The sequence below is a fragment of the Faecalicoccus acidiformans genome (genome assembly GCF_014202635.1).
GTDB lineage: Bacteria > Bacillota_I > Bacilli_A > Erysipelotrichales > Erysipelotrichaceae > Faecalicoccus > Faecalicoccus acidiformans.
Genome location: NZ_JACHHD010000012.1, coordinates 38,802 through 54,191, shown reverse-complemented (window position 1 = coordinate 54,191; position 15,390 = coordinate 38,802). Strand labels below are relative to the sequence as shown.

15 protein-coding genes, 1 riboswitch and 1 other annotated feature are annotated in these 15,390 nt (G+C 42.6%); of the genes, 1 reads left to right on the top strand and 14 read right to left on the bottom strand.

From position 1 onward, the window contains the following. From rpoB to pta, 13 genes are all read right to left on the bottom strand, one after another. Positions 1 to 4,089, bottom strand: a complete 4,089-nt coding sequence (rpoB, locus tag HNQ43_RS06550; protein WP_183376023.1) for a DNA-directed RNA polymerase subunit beta — start codon at positions 4,087 to 4,089, stop codon at positions 1 to 3. A gap of 127 nt (positions 4,090 to 4,216) precedes the next feature. Next, positions 4,217 to 5,551, bottom strand: coding sequence for an MATE family efflux transporter (locus tag HNQ43_RS06545; RefSeq protein WP_183376021.1), 1,335 nt, complete (start codon positions 5,549 to 5,551; stop codon positions 4,217 to 4,219). A 111-nt stretch (positions 5,552 to 5,662) separates the two neighbouring features. Next, positions 5,663 to 6,298 carry a metallophosphoesterase gene (locus tag HNQ43_RS06540; RefSeq protein WP_183376019.1) on the bottom strand — a complete coding sequence of 212 codons (636 nt, stop codon included), beginning with the start codon at positions 6,296 to 6,298 and terminating at the stop codon, positions 5,663 to 5,665. A gap of 52 nt (positions 6,299 to 6,350) precedes the next feature. After that, complete coding sequence (locus HNQ43_RS06535) at positions 6,351 to 6,860, bottom strand: DUF1307 domain-containing protein (RefSeq protein ID WP_183376017.1); 510 nt, start codon at positions 6,858 to 6,860, stop codon at positions 6,351 to 6,353. A 32-nt stretch (positions 6,861 to 6,892) separates the two neighbouring features. Further along, positions 6,893 to 7,987, bottom strand: coding sequence for an aminotransferase class I/II-fold pyridoxal phosphate-dependent enzyme (locus HNQ43_RS06530; protein ID WP_183376015.1), 1,095 nt, complete (start codon positions 7,985 to 7,987; stop codon positions 6,893 to 6,895). Then, positions 7,984 to 8,715 (bottom strand): ATP-binding cassette domain-containing protein, encoded by a 732-nt coding sequence (locus tag HNQ43_RS06525; protein WP_183376012.1) that lies wholly within the window; start codon positions 8,713 to 8,715, stop codon positions 7,984 to 7,986. The genes HNQ43_RS06530 and HNQ43_RS06525 overlap by 4 nt, the downstream gene beginning before the upstream one ends. Beyond that, entirely contained in the window at positions 8,708 to 9,391 is a 684-nt protein-coding gene (locus HNQ43_RS06520; RefSeq protein WP_183376009.1) for an amino acid ABC transporter permease, read from the bottom strand. Before HNQ43_RS06520 ends, HNQ43_RS06525 begins: the two co-directional genes overlap by 8 nt. 20 nt (positions 9,392 to 9,411) lie before the next feature. Then, positions 9,412 to 10,182, bottom strand: coding sequence for a substrate-binding periplasmic protein (locus HNQ43_RS06515; RefSeq protein ID WP_183376006.1), 771 nt, complete (start codon positions 10,180 to 10,182; stop codon positions 9,412 to 9,414). Between the two features lie 5 nt (positions 10,183 to 10,187). Beyond that, positions 10,188 to 10,349: a hypothetical protein gene (locus HNQ43_RS06510; protein WP_183376004.1), complete on the bottom strand. Its 162-nt coding sequence runs from the start codon at positions 10,347 to 10,349 to the stop codon at positions 10,188 to 10,190. Next, positions 10,307 to 10,514, bottom strand: a binding site (T-box leader). It overlaps the preceding gene by 43 nt. Positions 10,515 to 10,583: 69 nt before the next feature. After that, positions 10,584 to 11,939: a PFL family protein gene (locus HNQ43_RS06505; RefSeq protein WP_183376001.1), complete on the bottom strand. Its 1,356-nt coding sequence runs from the start codon at positions 11,937 to 11,939 to the stop codon at positions 10,584 to 10,586. A gap of 9 nt (positions 11,940 to 11,948) precedes the next feature. Continuing rightward, on the bottom strand, positions 11,949 to 12,218 hold the full coding sequence (locus tag HNQ43_RS06500) for an ACT domain-containing protein (RefSeq protein WP_183375998.1): 270 nt from the start codon (positions 12,216 to 12,218) through the stop codon (positions 11,949 to 11,951). 10 nt (positions 12,219 to 12,228) lie between these two features. Further along, positions 12,229 to 12,714, bottom strand: coding sequence for a hypothetical protein (locus HNQ43_RS06495; RefSeq protein ID WP_183375996.1), 486 nt, complete (start codon positions 12,712 to 12,714; stop codon positions 12,229 to 12,231). A gap of 63 nt (positions 12,715 to 12,777) precedes the next feature. After that, a complete protein-coding gene (gene pta, locus HNQ43_RS06490; RefSeq protein WP_183375994.1) occupies positions 12,778 to 13,752 on the bottom strand; it encodes a phosphate acetyltransferase in 975 nt (324 codons plus the stop codon). Positions 13,753 to 14,025: 273 nt separating this feature from the next. Further along, positions 14,026 to 14,122: riboswitch (THF riboswitch) on the top strand. A 58-nt stretch (positions 14,123 to 14,180) separates the two neighbouring features. Between pta and HNQ43_RS06485 the strand changes: the two genes are divergently transcribed. Then, positions 14,181 to 14,729: a folate family ECF transporter S component gene (locus HNQ43_RS06485; protein WP_183375992.1), complete on the top strand. Its 549-nt coding sequence runs from the start codon at positions 14,181 to 14,183 to the stop codon at positions 14,727 to 14,729. Between the two features lie 162 nt (positions 14,730 to 14,891). On the opposite strand, the gene HNQ43_RS06480 is transcribed toward HNQ43_RS06485, so the two are convergent. Beyond that, positions 14,892 to 15,308, bottom strand: coding sequence for an Hsp20/alpha crystallin family protein (locus tag HNQ43_RS06480; RefSeq protein ID WP_183375989.1), 417 nt, complete (start codon positions 15,306 to 15,308; stop codon positions 14,892 to 14,894). Between the last annotated feature and the right edge of the window lie 82 nt (positions 15,309 to 15,390).

The following is a 15,390-nucleotide window of genomic DNA, read 5'->3' as shown; positions in this document are numbered from 1 at the left end:
TTATTCAGCCTCCTCTTCTGTTTCTTTCTGTGCTTCTTCTAAATCGTTGACCAACTCTTGTTGAGGCATTGGAGCCACTTGAACGACACCTTCATCCTCATCATCAGGGTTTAAGTCAACTTCTTGATTGTTTTCATCTAACAAACGAACATCGATCGCCAGACCTTGTAATTCGTGAACCAAGACACGGAAAGATTCTGGTACACCTGGTTCTGGGATGTCCTTTCCTTTGATGATTGCTTCATAAGTCTTGATACGTCCCTGAATATCATCGGACTTGATTGTCAAGATCTCCTGCAGCGTATGAGCGGCTCCATAAGCTTCCAAAGCCCAAACTTCCATTTCTCCAAAACGCTGACCACCATTCTGAGCCTTACCACCCAACGGTTGCTGCGTAACTAAAGAATATGGACCAGTTGCACGGGCATGCAGTTTATCGTCAACCATGTGAGCCAACTTGATCATATACATGACACCCACGCTGATGCGTTCATCAAACGGCTGTCCAGTCTGTCCATCAAACAACACTTGTTTTCCGTCGCTTGTCATCTGGGCTTCTCTCATAATATCTGCCAATTCTTCATTGGAAACCCCGTCAAATACTGGTGTTGCGAATTTAACACCTAATTTCTTGGCCGCATATCCCAAATGGATCTCAAGAATCTGTCCGATATTCATACGAGAAGGTACACCAAACGGATTTAAGATGATATCGATTGGTGTTCCATCTGCTGTAAACGGCATATCTTCGATCGGCAGAATCTTGGAGATAACACCTTTGTTTCCATGACGGCCAGACATTTTATCTCCTTCTGAGATCTTACGCTTTTGGACAATATACACTTTGACACGCATATTGACTCCCGGAGGAAGCTCCGAACCGTCTCCGCGTTTAAAGACACGAATCGAATGTACGATACCGGCCCCTCCATGAGGCACTTTTAGCGAATTGTCGCGAACTTCACGTGATTTCTCACCAAAGATTGCCAACAACAGTTTTTCTTCCGGAGAAACTTCGCTCTGTCCTTTTGGTGTTACCTTACCAACCAGGATATCGCCCTCTTTTACTTCAGCACCCACCATGATGATTCCGTTCTCATCCAGTTTACGCACTGCACTTTCACCGACATTCGGAATATCACGTGTGATTTCTTCCGGACCTAATTTCGTATCGCGGCAGTCGATATCATATTCTTCAATATGGATTGAAGTATAAACGTCATCGCTGACCATACGTTCCGACATGATGATCGCATCCTCATAGTTGTAACCATACCATGTCATATAAGCGATCGTAACATTTTGTCCCAATGCCAGTTCTCCATTTTCCATGGAAGGTCCATCGGCCAAAATATCGCCTTTTTCTACTTTTTCTCCAGCTTCTACAATTGGACGCTGGTTAATGCATGTTGAAGCATTGCTTCGCGCGAATTTACGCAGCTGATATGTACGTTCCTGGCCCTCTTCGTTTTCCACAACAATACGAAGGCTGTCGACATATTTGACGGTTCCCGATTCTTTGGCAACGATTCCTACGCCAGAATCCTTCGCAATCTTGTATTCGATTCCGGTACCGACAAATGGTGAATGTGGTCTCAACAATGGCACGGCCTGACGCTGCATGTTGGCACCCATCAGGGCACGAGAAGCATCGTCATTTTCCAAGAACGGGATACAGGCAGTTGCGACCGAAACGATCTGTTTTGGACTAACGTCAGCCAATTCTACGTCTTCACGATTGGCAATGATCGTTTCTCCGCCTTTACGGACAACGACATGTTCATTGATCAATCGTCCGTCACGAACCTCGTTGGCCTGTGCGATCAAATAATCATTTTCTTCATCGGCACTCAGATAAATCGCCTCTTCCTGTACCGTACCATCTTTGTTGACGATACGATATGGCGTCTGAATAAATCCATATTCATTGATTTTGGCGTATGTAGTCAAGTTAGAAATCAAACCGATGTTTGGTCCTTCAGGCGTTTCAATCGGACAAATTCGACCATAGTGAGAAGTATGAACGTCACGCACTTCAAACCCGGCACGATCACGCGTCAAACCACCTGGCCCTAAAGCAGAGATACGACGTTTATTTGTCAATTCGGCTAATGGGTTTTGCTGGTCCATAAACTGAGACAGCTGAGAACTAGAGAAGAACTCTTTGATAGCGGCTGTCAAAGGACGAATATTTGTCAGTTTACGCGGCGTCAAATTTTCCAGTTCCTGAATCGACATACGCTCTTTTACTACACGTTCCATACGAGATAAACCAATACGGAACTGATTCTGGATCAATTCTCCGACAGAACGAATACGGCGATTGCCCAACATATCGATATCGTCTGTGGTTCCTACCCCTTCCATGACATTCAAATTGTATGAGAAGAAGGCATACATATCCGACATCGTGATTGTATGTTTTTGAGCGAACGGATCATTTCCGCAGATTTTGATCGTATCGCCTTCTTGATCGCTCACGTATACTTCCTGTACACACGCACCGATCAGCCATGCGGTGATTTCTTCATTTAAAGCACGCTGACGGACTGCCATCACCGTTTCTTCTTCCAAGCGATCCGGTTCTACACCGACCATATAACGTTCCTGAACCGGTTCCATATCTTCATCTACGACATCCAGCCCTTTCGCATTCGTTAAACGGCCTAATGCGAATAAACGTTGTCCATAGTTAAAGACAGCTTCACTATTCTCTGCCGTCAAGACAACTGGTTTGGCAATTAAACCGGCATAGACTGAAACTACTTCAACATTTTGGAGCAGATCCACATCCTGTGCTGTCAAAACCATTCCGCGATCTAAAAGAACACCTTGAACTTCCACATCTTCCGCTAAGATACGGCCAATCAATCCGGTATGATAAGATGTTGGGATCTTCACAATATCTTCTTCATGGAATTCGCTGCGGAATGGATAAGGAACACAATACGATCCTTTGGCCAATTCTTCACGTAAAGCATTTCTTTCATCGCGATGGATCAATGTGCCTTTTTCCATAAAGACATTGCCATTGACATCGACAATATCGTGAGCAAGCGTCATTCCATCCATACGTGCAATCGCATTCAATTTTTTGCGCAACTTATAGCGGCCGGCCTTCGTCAGATCATAACGGCGATGATCAAAGAATTTTGCTTGCATCAAAGTAATCGATCCATTCAACGTAGGGATCTCATCACTACGCTGATTTTCATAAAAAGACAACAAAGCTTCCTGCGTCGTCTTTACCTTATCATTGAGCAGAGTATTTTCGATTTCTTCATATTTCCCAAAGAAGGCTGTATATAAGAGCAAGTACAGATCCATATATTCACGGTTTTCCGGATCCGTAGCGACATCTTCCCAATTTCTGCCCAAAGCTTTTAAGAAGATCTCCATCTGTGTCGTGTCGGTTGTATTTTCATTGACTTCCAAATTCAATGACATTCCGATTGCCTTGAATAAGATCGTAAATAAAACCTTACGACGACGGTCGATTGACACATTGATCGTGCGCCCGTTTGAAGTCTTTTTCTGCTCTGTCATGAACTCCAGCCAGGTTCCACGGCTAGGAATCAATTCACAGGCATAGTTTTCCTTCCCTGTTTTTTCATCATAGTTCTCCGAGAAATAAGCACCCGGACTACGAACGATCTGACTGACGATCACTCGCTCAGCCCCGTTGATAATAAAAGTTCCTGTTTCCGTCATTAAAGGGAAGTCTCCTAAATAGACTTCTTCGCTTTTCAATACAACTTCACCAGTATCTGGATCGGTGATTTCCAGTTCCATCTTTGCGTAAAGGGGAGCTGCGTAGTTGCATTCTCTGTACATGGATTCTTCAGCATTATATTTTGGTTGCCCAAAATGATAGCTGACATAGTTTAATTTGATATTCTTCCCGTAGTTTTCAATCGGGTAGATCTCTTCGAATACTTCCTGGATTCCCTGCTTGATAAACCATTTAAATGAATTGGTCTGGATCTCAACAAGGTTTGGTAATTCCAATTTCCCACTAACTTTGGAATAATCTCGACGTGTGGATTTCTTTCCGCAATCGAGGATGTGATACGCTTTGTTTGTGCCCATGCATGCCATCCTTTCGTTGATTTTGTTCTGCGTTTCCAGCCCAAGGCGCACTTCCCCCTTAGACTATTATGCAATTTATAATACTAGCTTACAAAACGCAAGAAGTCAATTCTATTTTATCAAATTTTTACATAAAAATTCGGCTTTTCTTCTCTCTTTTTTCCTTTTGTGCACAGTAGAGAAAGATTCCCAGCAAAGTCGTCAAAAGTTCCGTTACCGGATATGTCAGCCAGATGCCGGTCATGCCTTGCCAAGCCGCCAGTAAAAAAGCCATGGGAAGAATCAGTATAAACCCGCGGCAAAGTGAAAGAATGTAAGAAGGGATAGCCTTTTCAATCGAAGCAAAGTATAAAGAAAGCCCAATATTCACGCCCATAAAAGGCAACGATAAAAAATAAATCCGTAATCCTGTTTCAGAAATCTGCTGAAGACTCTGATAATTTTCGCTGTTAAAAACAGCCGTGATCCATGGTGCAAATCCGCAGATAAGACCATAAAGCAGCATCGAACAGACTAAAGAGGCCGCTAACATATATCTCAGCATTTTTCGGGACTTTGCCAACTCTCCTGCTCCGTAAAAAGCACTTGTCAAAGGCTGAACACCCTGCGCGATCCCGGTAAAGATAGCCACGACCACAAAAGCGATATTGGCGGTGATTCCATAAGCGGCAACCCCTATATTCCCTGCCAATCCTAAGATCAGATAATTAAACACGATCATAACGATCCCGCCCGATAACTGAGTCACCAGCGATGGAAAGCCAATGACCAGCGTCTGTCTAAGAAATGGCAGCTGAATCGGCCCTTTCTCTAAATGAAAAGTATTCTTCTTTTGAATCCGGTGTCCCAGCAAGATACTGATACTGATCAAAGGAGACAAACCCGTTGCCAAGATAGCACCAAAGATTCCCATATCCAAAGGAAAAATAAAGACATAGTCCAAGACCACATTCGACAAGCTGCCAATGACCATCGCTATCATGGACAACTTAGGAGAGCCGTCATTTCGGACAAAGCATAAAAAGATATCATTCAAAATAAAAGCAGGCGCAAACAACAAAAGCCAATATAAATAAGTATTTGTCATCTCCAGCGTCTGCGCATCAGCACCTAGCCAAGATGCCAGCGGATACGATGCAAAAAGCCCAAGTCCTACAAAGAAGAGCGAAAAAACAAGAGCCAGGATCAGAGCATGTGTATAAATCACATTCCCTTCCTTTTTTTGTTTCTGGCTTTGATAAATGGAAAACTTGGTAGCAGCTCCCATCCCGATCATCAAACCTGTTCCGTGGATAAAGTTATAAAGCGGAACCGCCAGATTTAAAGCCGTTAAGCCATTGGCTCCGCACCCTAAAGAAATAAAGAATGTATCTGCCAATATATAACAAGATACCCCCAAGGATCCCAAAACACTTAAAAATGTATACTCCATAAACGTTTGAAAATTCGCTTTCAGTTTCATCTTATCTCCCCCAAAATAAAAGCGCCTTCTTTTTCTATCTTCTAAGGCCTACCGATAGAAAACAAGGCGCTGCATTTCTTACCCGGCGGCAAGAAAAACATAATTCAGTATTTATATACAGATCGATGATTCAAGCTTCTCTCTACGCTTGCGGTCGATCTCGATCCATTCATCCAAGGTCATCGGCTGATAGTCAGAATACATGCAAAAGCAGTTGATGAACTGGCAAGGCACATGCTCCATTTTTCCGCCAATCGTAGGACGAATCTGTTTTTGGATAAAATCTTGATAGGCGTCCAAATACACTTGATCTTGCGTGCTGTGGATATGCCCGTGCAACATATAGACTTTGGGATTCCCTGCTTCATCCCGGCGATACTGCCCATTGTAACAAGCAATCGGATAATGCGATAAAACAACTTTCCGACGGTTTTCATTTAATTCCGCATAATCTTTGATCCACACAAACCGTCCCGGATCAAAATTTTTGTCTTTAATAAAGCGGTCATGGTTTCCTTTGATCAAATACAATTTTCCTTTTAAGACCGAAAGAACTTCCATCGTTTCCTCTAAAGAACCCCAGCTGAAGTCCCCCAAGATTACGACCTCATCATTCTTTCTGACTTTTTCATTCCAGCGTTCGATCATATAGGCATTCATCTGTTCTACAGAATCAAATCCTCTTTGATCCATCTGCGTATTTAAAGCTTTATGAAAAAAATGACAGTCCGCAATATAATATCGCATAGAATCCCTCCTTTCTCTTTCAAAAAGAGCGGTCTTGCCGCTCTAGATCTGTTTATTCTATTGTGCAAGTATAGCCAGAATCCTCATAGCTTTCTTGCGTTTCTTCCAGAGAAATATATGCACTATCGACTTTCCCTGATTCTAAAAGGCCGGCTTCCATCAGCTGCTCATGATCTGGTGCGGTATAGTCGATCGTCACAGTAATCTCTACGTGATCTCCAACAATCTCTCCTACAGCCTGGACACCTTCCAAATCTTGATACATAGAATCCAAAGACTGATTTATTTTTTCCTTGATCGCATTCTGATCCAGATCTTCATTGATGCCAAGATCCGTAAAAGACATCGAAAAAGACTGCGTCATTTTTTGAATCTGATCCCCTTTAGATTCAAAAGTCAAAGACCCTTGCGTTTCAGAATCACACTTCATGACTACCGGTGTTTCATCTTTTTCGACCTCTGGTTCTTCTGTCTCCTTTAAAAAGCTCTCATCGACATCGCTCAGTCTGGCACATCCCGTCACCAGCAGACAAAGACACACAAAGCCCCATCTTTTTTTCATGATTCAATCAGCCCCTTAATGTCTTCAGTTTATCATAATGGTTTTACGCTTTTCAAGAAAATGGCCAGTTCCTTTAATCCTGCTTGAAACTTTTGTGGATCCTGACCAAGCCCCAAACGCATATACCCTTCCTGGTCAAAGCACGAGCCGGGGACAAAAAAGATTCCCTCTTGTTCCAAAAGCTGCTGAGCCATGGACTTTGAATCAGTCATGCCATGGATCTGTAAAAACGCAACCGTCCCTTCTGCGGGAATTACGCATGAAAAATCTGGATTTGTTTCCAGCCAAGAACGTAAAAACTCTTTATTGATCTGTAAGATCGAACGGGTTCTTTTTAAAATCTCTTCCTTATTCTGTAATGCGATCAACCCTAAAGTATCTCGCAGATCTCCCGTTGAGATCATTACATAATCTCTGCGGGCATTGACCTTTTTGATTACATCCCGCGGTCCTTTGATCCATCCCAAACGAAGGCCTGCGAGCCCATACAGTTTACTAAAAGAAGAGGTGGAGATTCCTTTTTCATAGAGATCGCTTATACTTTTTAAATGTTGCGGATCTCGATAGACCTCATCGCAAAGAATATAGATTCCATTTTTACGACACAAAACAACCAGCTCTTCCAAAAAAGGAAGTGTAAAAACCGTTCCTGTCGGATTGTTAGGGTTGTTCAAAATCACTAATTTTGTATGTTTGCCAATATGCTTAGAAAAGTCATCCACGCAGCAAGACCAGCCCTTTGCGGGATCCAGATGCACCAAAGAAACAGTACAACCCAAAGATTCAGGATAACTGACAAACTGTTGATAACCCGGCACGCAAGTTATGACATGGTCTTTGGGTTCCAGCAACGTATCCATGACTAAAGTGTTGGCCTCCAGACAGCCGTTAGTCGTTGTGATTTGCTCCAGATCTTTGTTTTGATACAGATTCAGAATCTCTTGACGTAAACTTTTTTTCCCTACGATTTCTCCATAATCTAAGAGAATGGATGAGGGGTCCAGATGCCCCATATTCAAGAGTTCCTGCAAAGAAAAAGAAGAAGCACAAGTATCGGTAAGATTATACTTCGCCTGTCCTTCGTTCTCATTCATCCATTGTTCGACTTTAAAATCTTTTAACTTCATTCGTAGAAAACCTTGCTGAGGAAATCCTTGGCACGTTCAGATTGTGGATGTGAGAAAAATTCCTCACTTGGAGAATCTTCCACGATCTCTCCGCGATCTAGAAAAATGACCCGATTCCCCACCTTGCGGGCAAACCCCATCTCATGAGTTACTACGATCATCGTCATTCCCTGATTTCCAAGATCTTTCATAACTTCCAATACTTCTTTGATCATTTCAGGATCCAAGGCACTGGTCGGTTCATCAAAGAGCATCAATTCCGGATTCATACACAAAGCACGGGCGATGGCCACACGCTGTTTTTGGCCGCCAGACAAATTGTTCGGGTAGGAATCGCGCTTATCTGCCAGTCCAACGCGTTTTAGATATTCCATCGAAGTTTTTTCTGCTTCCTCTTTGGTCTTTCCTCCCACCTGGATCTGAGCCAGATTGCAGTTTTCCAGAACGGTCATGTTTGGAAACAGATTGAAATGCTGGAATACAAACCCCATGCGATTTCTTTGTTCGCGATACTTTTTGGAATCTGAAGGGTCCATCACTTCGTCATTGATGTAGATCTTGCCGGAATCCGGCTTTTCCAAACCATGAATACAGCGCAAAAGCGTACTTTTTCCAGAACCCGAAGGCCCGATCAAAGAGACGATCTCCCCTTGATTCACTTCCAAAGAAACATCTTTTACCGCATGTAGGGAACCAAAATTCTTTGTCACATGTTCAACTTTAATCACTGACAGCCAACCTCTTTTCTACATGTTTTCCAATATAGGAAATACTGATCGTCATCACCAGGTAGAAGATTGCCGCCAAAAAATACGGCGACATGACTTCATAATATTCAGCTCCCACGATTTGAGCACTCTTCAATAATTCAATGGCTCCAATACAGCTGGTCAAAGAACTGTCTTTGATCAAGGTCACAAATTCACTGATAATGGGCGGCACGATCAACTTGAATGCCTGTGGTAAAACGACAAAGCGCATCGTCTGCCATTGACTCAGGCCCAGCGTTTCGCAAGCTTCCCATTGTCCTTTATCCACCCCGTTTATCCCGCTGCGAATCAATTCAGTCGAATAAGCACCTGAGTTGATGCTCATGGCAATAATACCAATCAAATAAACGTTGATTCGTAAAACCTCGCCGGTAATAGCGGTATAAATCGAAGGAATCACCGAGAAAATGATCAAGATCTGCAATAACATAGGCGTTCCCCGGATCACTTCAACATAGATATTTCCAATCCATCTTAAAAGCCTGTACTTGGAACGTTTGGCACTGGCCCCTAAAATCCCCAGGATCAAACCGAGAAACAGGGATAGTATGGCCATCCCCAATGAAATGAGCGCTCCTTTTCCAAAATACAGAGCAGTCTCAAATGTAAATACCTCATGAAAGGCAGAAAACATACTATCCCTCTTCTTTCGTTTTATTCAACGGCTGTCAAACCGTATTCTTCACACATTGCCTGATAGTCTTCACTGGCAATGAAAGCTTCAATACACTGATTGACCAAATCGATCATTTCTGTATTGCCTTCTTTGGCAATGATATAGTTCTTCTCATCCATCAATACACCATCAAGAACAGTAAAGTTTCCACTTTCTTCATAAGCTTTGGCAACACCGGAGTCAATCACAGCGGCATCATACTGATTGGCACTTAAAGCATTCATGATATCTTGAACATTCTTTAATCCGGTCACTTCTCCTCCAGCGTCAGCAGCTGCCTGTTCTCCGGTTGCTCCTGTCTGTGCCGCAATTGATTTTCCGGAAAGCTGGTCGATCGAAGTGATATCAGATCCTTTAGGCACAACAGCTACCTGAGCAGATCCTAGATAAGGTTCGCTCCATTCCACCTTACGACTTTCTTCATAAGTAAAGCCAGAGATACCTAGATCGATCTGATCCCCTTGAATCTGAGTGACAATATTGTCGAAATCCATCTGTTTAAATTCAAATTTATAAGATGTATCTTCGTTTTCATTTAAATAGTCTTCAAACCAGGCAACCATATCAATATCAAAGCCCACCATTTCATTATCGGTATTTAAGCTTTCATAAGGTTCATAATCTGGAGAGATACCGATCGTGATCACAGTCTGGTCTTCCGTTTCTTCGGCCGGAGCGCTGCTTGAGCATCCGACTACTCCCATTGCCATTGCGGCTGCTAATCCCATTTTCAAAAATTTACTTGTCATATTCTTTAACCTCTTCTTTCTCTTTTCCTTTTTTTGTTTAAAGCGATGCGAATGCCTCGCATCGTCGTCGATCTTCTTGATTCATTCGCATCACCCTCTCCATAAAAAAAATCGTCCTTCTTTTCAAAAGGACGATTGACTCGCGGTACCACCTTAATTCCATCCATGTCTCTGGATGACACCTCGTTCTTAACGCGAACACACGGACATTGCCTCCCGATTTCGACAACGCAACTCCAAGACACGTTCCAGATTCTTTCTTATCTGCTTGCACCATCCGCAGACTCTCTGTAAAGAAAAGCCTCTGTACTCCTTCTTTTCTTCGTCTTTATGAGATAATTATACACACGAAATCCGATTTTGCAACCAAAAGATGGAAAGGATTTTCTGAAAAGAAATGATTAGTTTTTCAATGACTGCAATGGTGCCGGAATTCTTCCGCCGCGATCGATCATCACATCATTTTTTGTTTGCCGAATCGGCATCACTGGACCCGATCCCAAAAGACCGCCAAAATCAAGTTCTTCTCCAACTTCTTTTCCAATCGCCGGAATGATTCGAACCGCCGTTGTTTTGGAATTAACCATGCCTATAGCAGCTTCATCGGCAATCACTCCGCTGATAATCGAAGCACTGGTATCACCAGGAATAACGATCATATCTAATCCGACGCTGCAGACCGCTGTCATCGCTTCCAATTTTTCTAAACTCAGTACACCCGCCTTAGCCGCATGGATCATACCCGCATCTTCACTGACTGGAATAAAAGCGCCCGAAAGACCGCCCACATTTGAAGTGGCCATAACCCCGCCTTTTTTTACAGCATCATTGAGCATCGCAAGACATGCCGTTGTTCCATAAGCTCCGCACGTTTCCAATCCCATTTCTTCCAGAATATACGCTACGCTGTCTCCAATTGCCGGCGTCGGCGCCAAACTCAGATCCACAATTCCAAAAGGAACACCCAATTTCTGAGAAGCAACGGTGCCAACCAACTGCCCCATTCGCGTGATCTTAAACGCCGTACGTTTGATCAGATCTGCCAGTTTGTCCATCGGCAAGTTTTTATCCGCCTTGGCCAATGTCGCACGTACGACACCTGGCCCGCTGACACCTACATTCAATACGCAGTCCGCTTCTCCCACGCCATGGAAAGCACCCGCCATAAACGGGTTGTCTTCAACAGCATTACAGAAAACAACCAATTTGGCAGCTCCCAAACAGTTATTCTCTTTCGTAGCCAGAGCACACTCTTTGACGATTCTTCCCATTTGTTTGACGGCATCCATGTTGATTCCGGCCTTGGTAGAGCCCACATTGACACTGGCACAAACATGTTGGGTCAAAGCTAAAGCACGAGGGATCGCTTCGATCAGTTCTTTATCCCCTTTAGCATACCCTTTTTGCACAAGAGCGCTAAAACCTCCGATAAAATCCACTCCTAATTCTTGCGCACAAGCTTCCAGCGTCAAAGCATATTCGACCGGATCTCCGCCCGAACAGGCGACTAACATAGAAATCGGGGTTACACTGATGCGCTTGTTGACAACGGGGATCCCGTATTCTTTTTCAAATTCATTGCCGACTTTGACAAGATCTTTGGCTAATGTACATATTTTATTCTTGATTTTTTCACAACTTTTGTGAATATCCGTATCCATACAATCCAACAAGGAGATTCCCATCGTGATCGTACGGATATCTAAATATTCTTCATCGATCATCTTGATCGTTTCCAATATTTCCTGTGTCTGCATCCTGTCCTCCTAGATCTTATGCATCGAATCAAAGATATCTTGATGCATAACACGGATCACCAAGCCCTTTTCTTTTCCAAGGCCATCCATCCGATCGCTGAAAATAGACAAAGCCGTATCCATCCCCTGGATATCCACACTCATCGTCATCGTGAAGAAACCATCAACGATCGTTTGCGACACATCTAAAATATTGATGTTTTCTTTGGCACATTCATTGGCGATCATCGCCAGAATTCCTACTTTATCTTTTCCGATTACTGTAATAATTGCTTTCATACGCATCCTCCTAAAACGCAAGCTCTACCACGGCATATTTTTCCAATTCAAAGGGTTCATAAGCACTTTGAAGTCCTTCCACATTAACATCGAATTCTCCAGGCGCAAAAGAAATTTGAGATTGACGGTGCAAGCATTCTAAAATCTTTTGTGTTTTCTCCTTATCCAATGTTTTTTTCTTTTTCCAACAGATTTGATTTTTTTGATTGACCAGCAGCACTTCGATATCCAGCTTTTGCGCATTCAAAAGCGCCTTTGCCTGATCGCATTCCTGGATATTAAAATAAAAATCACTGCTGTCGATATCGCCACCCTCAAAAACAAAGATCGCAATATCCATCGTATAACAAAACTGAAGTTTAGCTCCTTTATCCAACAAGCGTACTTCTTCGGATGACCACTCATTGTCTTTGATTACCAGCATGAATTTGTCATCCACATAATCCATAATGGCCCCTGGTTCTATTTCGTAAGGGAATATTTCTTTTTTTCTCATGCTCTCAGTATATAACAAAAAAACTGTCGTCTCAAAAAGAAACGACAGTGAAATGAATTTCTTTTAAATTCCCAGTGATTTTTGTGCGGCCGTAACAATAGCCATCTTATAGATTTCTTGCGATGTACATCCTCTGGACAAATCGTTGATCGGTGCATTCAATCCCTGCAATACCGGTCCAATGGCTTCCCATCCGCCTAAGCGGGCAGCAATCTTATATCCGATGTTTCCGCTGGACAAGTTCGGAAAGATGAATGTATTGGCATGCCCGGCAACAGTAGATCCAGGCGCTTTCAAAGAAGCTACTTCTTCACTCACGGCACAGTCGAACTGCATTTCTCCGTCAACCTCAAAGTCAATCGGCATACGTTTCAAACGTTTTACCGCTTCTGTCATCTTCGCAACGCATTCCCCTTTGGCACTTCCCATGCTGGAATAAGAAAGAAGAGCCACTTTTGGTTCTACACCAAACTGTTTAGCTGTATGTGCTGTCTGAACGGTGATCTCTACCAATTCATCCGGTGTCGGATTGATATTGATGGAACAGTCTCCCATGATATATTGTTCAGATCCTTTGACCAGCAAGAAACAAGAACTTACCAATGGCTGTCCTGGTGCAGTTTTGACCAGCTGTAAAGCAGGACGGATCGTATCTGCTGTAGAATATGTAGCCCCGCCTAACAGACCATCTGCATAACCCATTTCTACCAGCATCGTTCCAAAGTAATTAGAGGACTGAATTGCTTTACGGCACTGTTCCAAATCCATCTTACCACGACGAAGTTCTACCATTCTCATGGCCATTTCATCTAGCTTGTCGAAAGTTGCAGGATCGATTTGCTCAATCCCTGAAACATCCAATCCATTCTCTTCAGCGCATTCCGCAATCTGTCCTGGAGACCCCAACAAAATCGGGTTAACGACATCGTTCTTTTTCAAGTCAATGACCGCTTTTTGGACGCGGGCGTCCCATCCTTCTGTAAAGACGATTCGAATGCCTTTACCTTTGACTTTTCCTTCTAGTTCATTAATTATCATTTTTCACAACCTCTTTCGTGTTTAGTATAAATCAAATAAAGAGCTATTGCACGAAAAACGTTGTGAACTTTTTCGCAATTTTTTATCTCGATCTGGCTTCCTTTTTTATGTCCTAAAATCGAATCGGATTCATCCTGAACAGATTCCTTGTTCTATGTCGATACTTCACAGCGATTGAATGAACAGTTCGTTTCAAAGCAGCCTCGATAGACAAAGAAATTAAATTAACTATCTCTTTCTTTTCCTTTCTTTCTGGAGTATACTGCCCTTAGTAGCAGAGTAAAAATATGTGCGTTAAGTGTTCCAAACACGGGGAGTTGGTTTGGAAACGAAAAGGAATCTTGCGATACATATTTTGCATCCCGCTGTTGTAATGGCAAAACCGATCTCTTTTTCCATTGCACGAATGGGAAAGGAGGTCTTTTATTATGAAAAAATACTTTGCGATCTTTAAAGAAAACACGAAAGCCTTAAAAGATGTTCGTGTTTTAGTGGGAGTCAGCCTGTTTTGTGCCTTGAACGTGATTCTCAACTTGTTCTCCATTCAACTGACTCCAATGCTCAAAATCTCATTTGGATCCATTGCGGTTGCGGCCAGTTGTTATTTCTATGGGCCCTACCCCAATATGATTTCCGCCTTTATCTTAGATACAGTGAATTATATCTTGCGGCCTACGGGCCCTTATCAGCCCTGGTTTATGATCAACGCGGTCGTCATCGCCCTTCTCTATGCACTCTTCTTCTACAAGCAAGAAAAGATCGGTGTCCTTCGTTGTGCTCTTGCTCGCCTTTCAGTCGTCTTAATCGTTAATCTTTTCTTGAATCCTTTATGGTTATCGATGATGTACGGCGACAGTTTCTGGGTCCTATTAAGTGCCAGAGTTATCAAAAATATCGTGATGTATCCCATCGATGTCTTTGTGCTTTATTTGACCATGAAACTCTGTCTCCGTCTCAAAGACCAAATTCCTCATTAAAAAGTCCTTCTAATGCCGGCATCTAGGCAACGGGCACCAATTCTAAATTTTTGCCAAAGTCAGAGCCTCTTTCAATCGCTCCTGAATATTTCTACAAAATAATCCCGATGTCTGGACATTAAAAAACCTCTGGATTTTATTCATTCCAGAGGTTTCCCTTTTTTATTGAATAGGAATAAACTTTGTTTCTTCCTCTTCTTTTTTGGCCTGTGTTGGAACGCTGATCTTTAATTCTCCGTTGTCGAAGTTAGCCTTGATATCGCTTTGTTTGACATTGTTTCCCACATAGAAACTACGAGAACAAGAACCGCTGAAACGTTCCTGACGAATAATACGTCCCTGATCATCCTTTTCTTCATTCTTGCCTTGACGAGAAGCCGAAATCTTCAAATATCCATTTTTTAACTCTAACTGAATATCTTCTTTTTTAATGCCAGGCACTTCCATATTCAATTCATAGTAACCATCTTTTTCCGTAATATCGGTCTTCAAAAGATTAGATGAAGTGTTTGTTGTGTAATCATCATTGAATAAATCATCAAATAAATCAAAAGTTCTAAATCCTGGATAGAATTTCATAACTGTCACCTCCAAAATAGTTTTATGAATCTCTATCGAGTTAGCACTCTATTTCTAACTCTGCTAATATTATAACACTCTT

Bases quoted from the DNA above. Each gene is read 5' to 3' on its own strand.
- rpoB (WP_183376023.1), bottom strand. From the start codon at position 4,089: ATGGGCACAAACAAAGCGTATCACATCCTCGATTGCGGAAAGAAATCC.
- HNQ43_RS06545 (WP_183376021.1), bottom strand. From the start codon at position 5,551: ATGAAACTGAAAGCGAATTTTCAAACGTTTATGGAGTATACATTTTTA.
- HNQ43_RS06540 (WP_183376019.1), bottom strand. From the start codon at position 6,298: ATGCGATATTATATTGCGGACTGTCATTTTTTTCATAAAGCTTTAAAT.
- HNQ43_RS06535 (WP_183376017.1), bottom strand. From the start codon at position 6,860: ATGAAAAAAAGATGGGGCTTTGTGTGTCTTTGTCTGCTGGTGACGGGA.
- HNQ43_RS06530 (WP_183376015.1), bottom strand. From the start codon at position 7,987: ATGAAGTTAAAAGATTTTAAAGTCGAACAATGGATGAATGAGAACGAA.
- HNQ43_RS06520 (WP_183376009.1), bottom strand. From the start codon at position 9,391: ATGTTTTCTGCCTTTCATGAGGTATTTACATTTGAGACTGCTCTGTAT.
- HNQ43_RS06515 (WP_183376006.1), bottom strand. From the start codon at position 10,182: ATGACAAGTAAATTTTTGAAAATGGGATTAGCAGCCGCAATGGCAATG.
- HNQ43_RS06510 (WP_183376004.1), bottom strand. From the start codon at position 10,349: ATGGATGGAATTAAGGTGGTACCGCGAGTCAATCGTCCTTTTGAAAAG.
- HNQ43_RS06505 (WP_183376001.1), bottom strand. From the start codon at position 11,939: ATGCAGACACAGGAAATATTGGAAACGATCAAGATGATCGATGAAGAA.
- HNQ43_RS06500 (WP_183375998.1), bottom strand. From the start codon at position 12,218: ATGAAAGCAATTATTACAGTAATCGGAAAAGATAAAGTAGGAATTCTG.
- HNQ43_RS06495 (WP_183375996.1), bottom strand. From the start codon at position 12,714: ATGAGAAAAAAAGAAATATTCCCTTACGAAATAGAACCAGGGGCCATT.
- pta (WP_183375994.1), bottom strand. From the start codon at position 13,752: ATGATAATTAATGAACTAGAAGGAAAAGTCAAAGGTAAAGGCATTCGA.
- HNQ43_RS06485 (WP_183375992.1), top strand. From the start codon at position 14,181: ATGAAAAAATACTTTGCGATCTTTAAAGAAAACACGAAAGCCTTAAAA.
- HNQ43_RS06480 (WP_183375989.1), bottom strand. From the start codon at position 15,308: ATGAAATTCTATCCAGGATTTAGAACTTTTGATTTATTTGATGATTTA.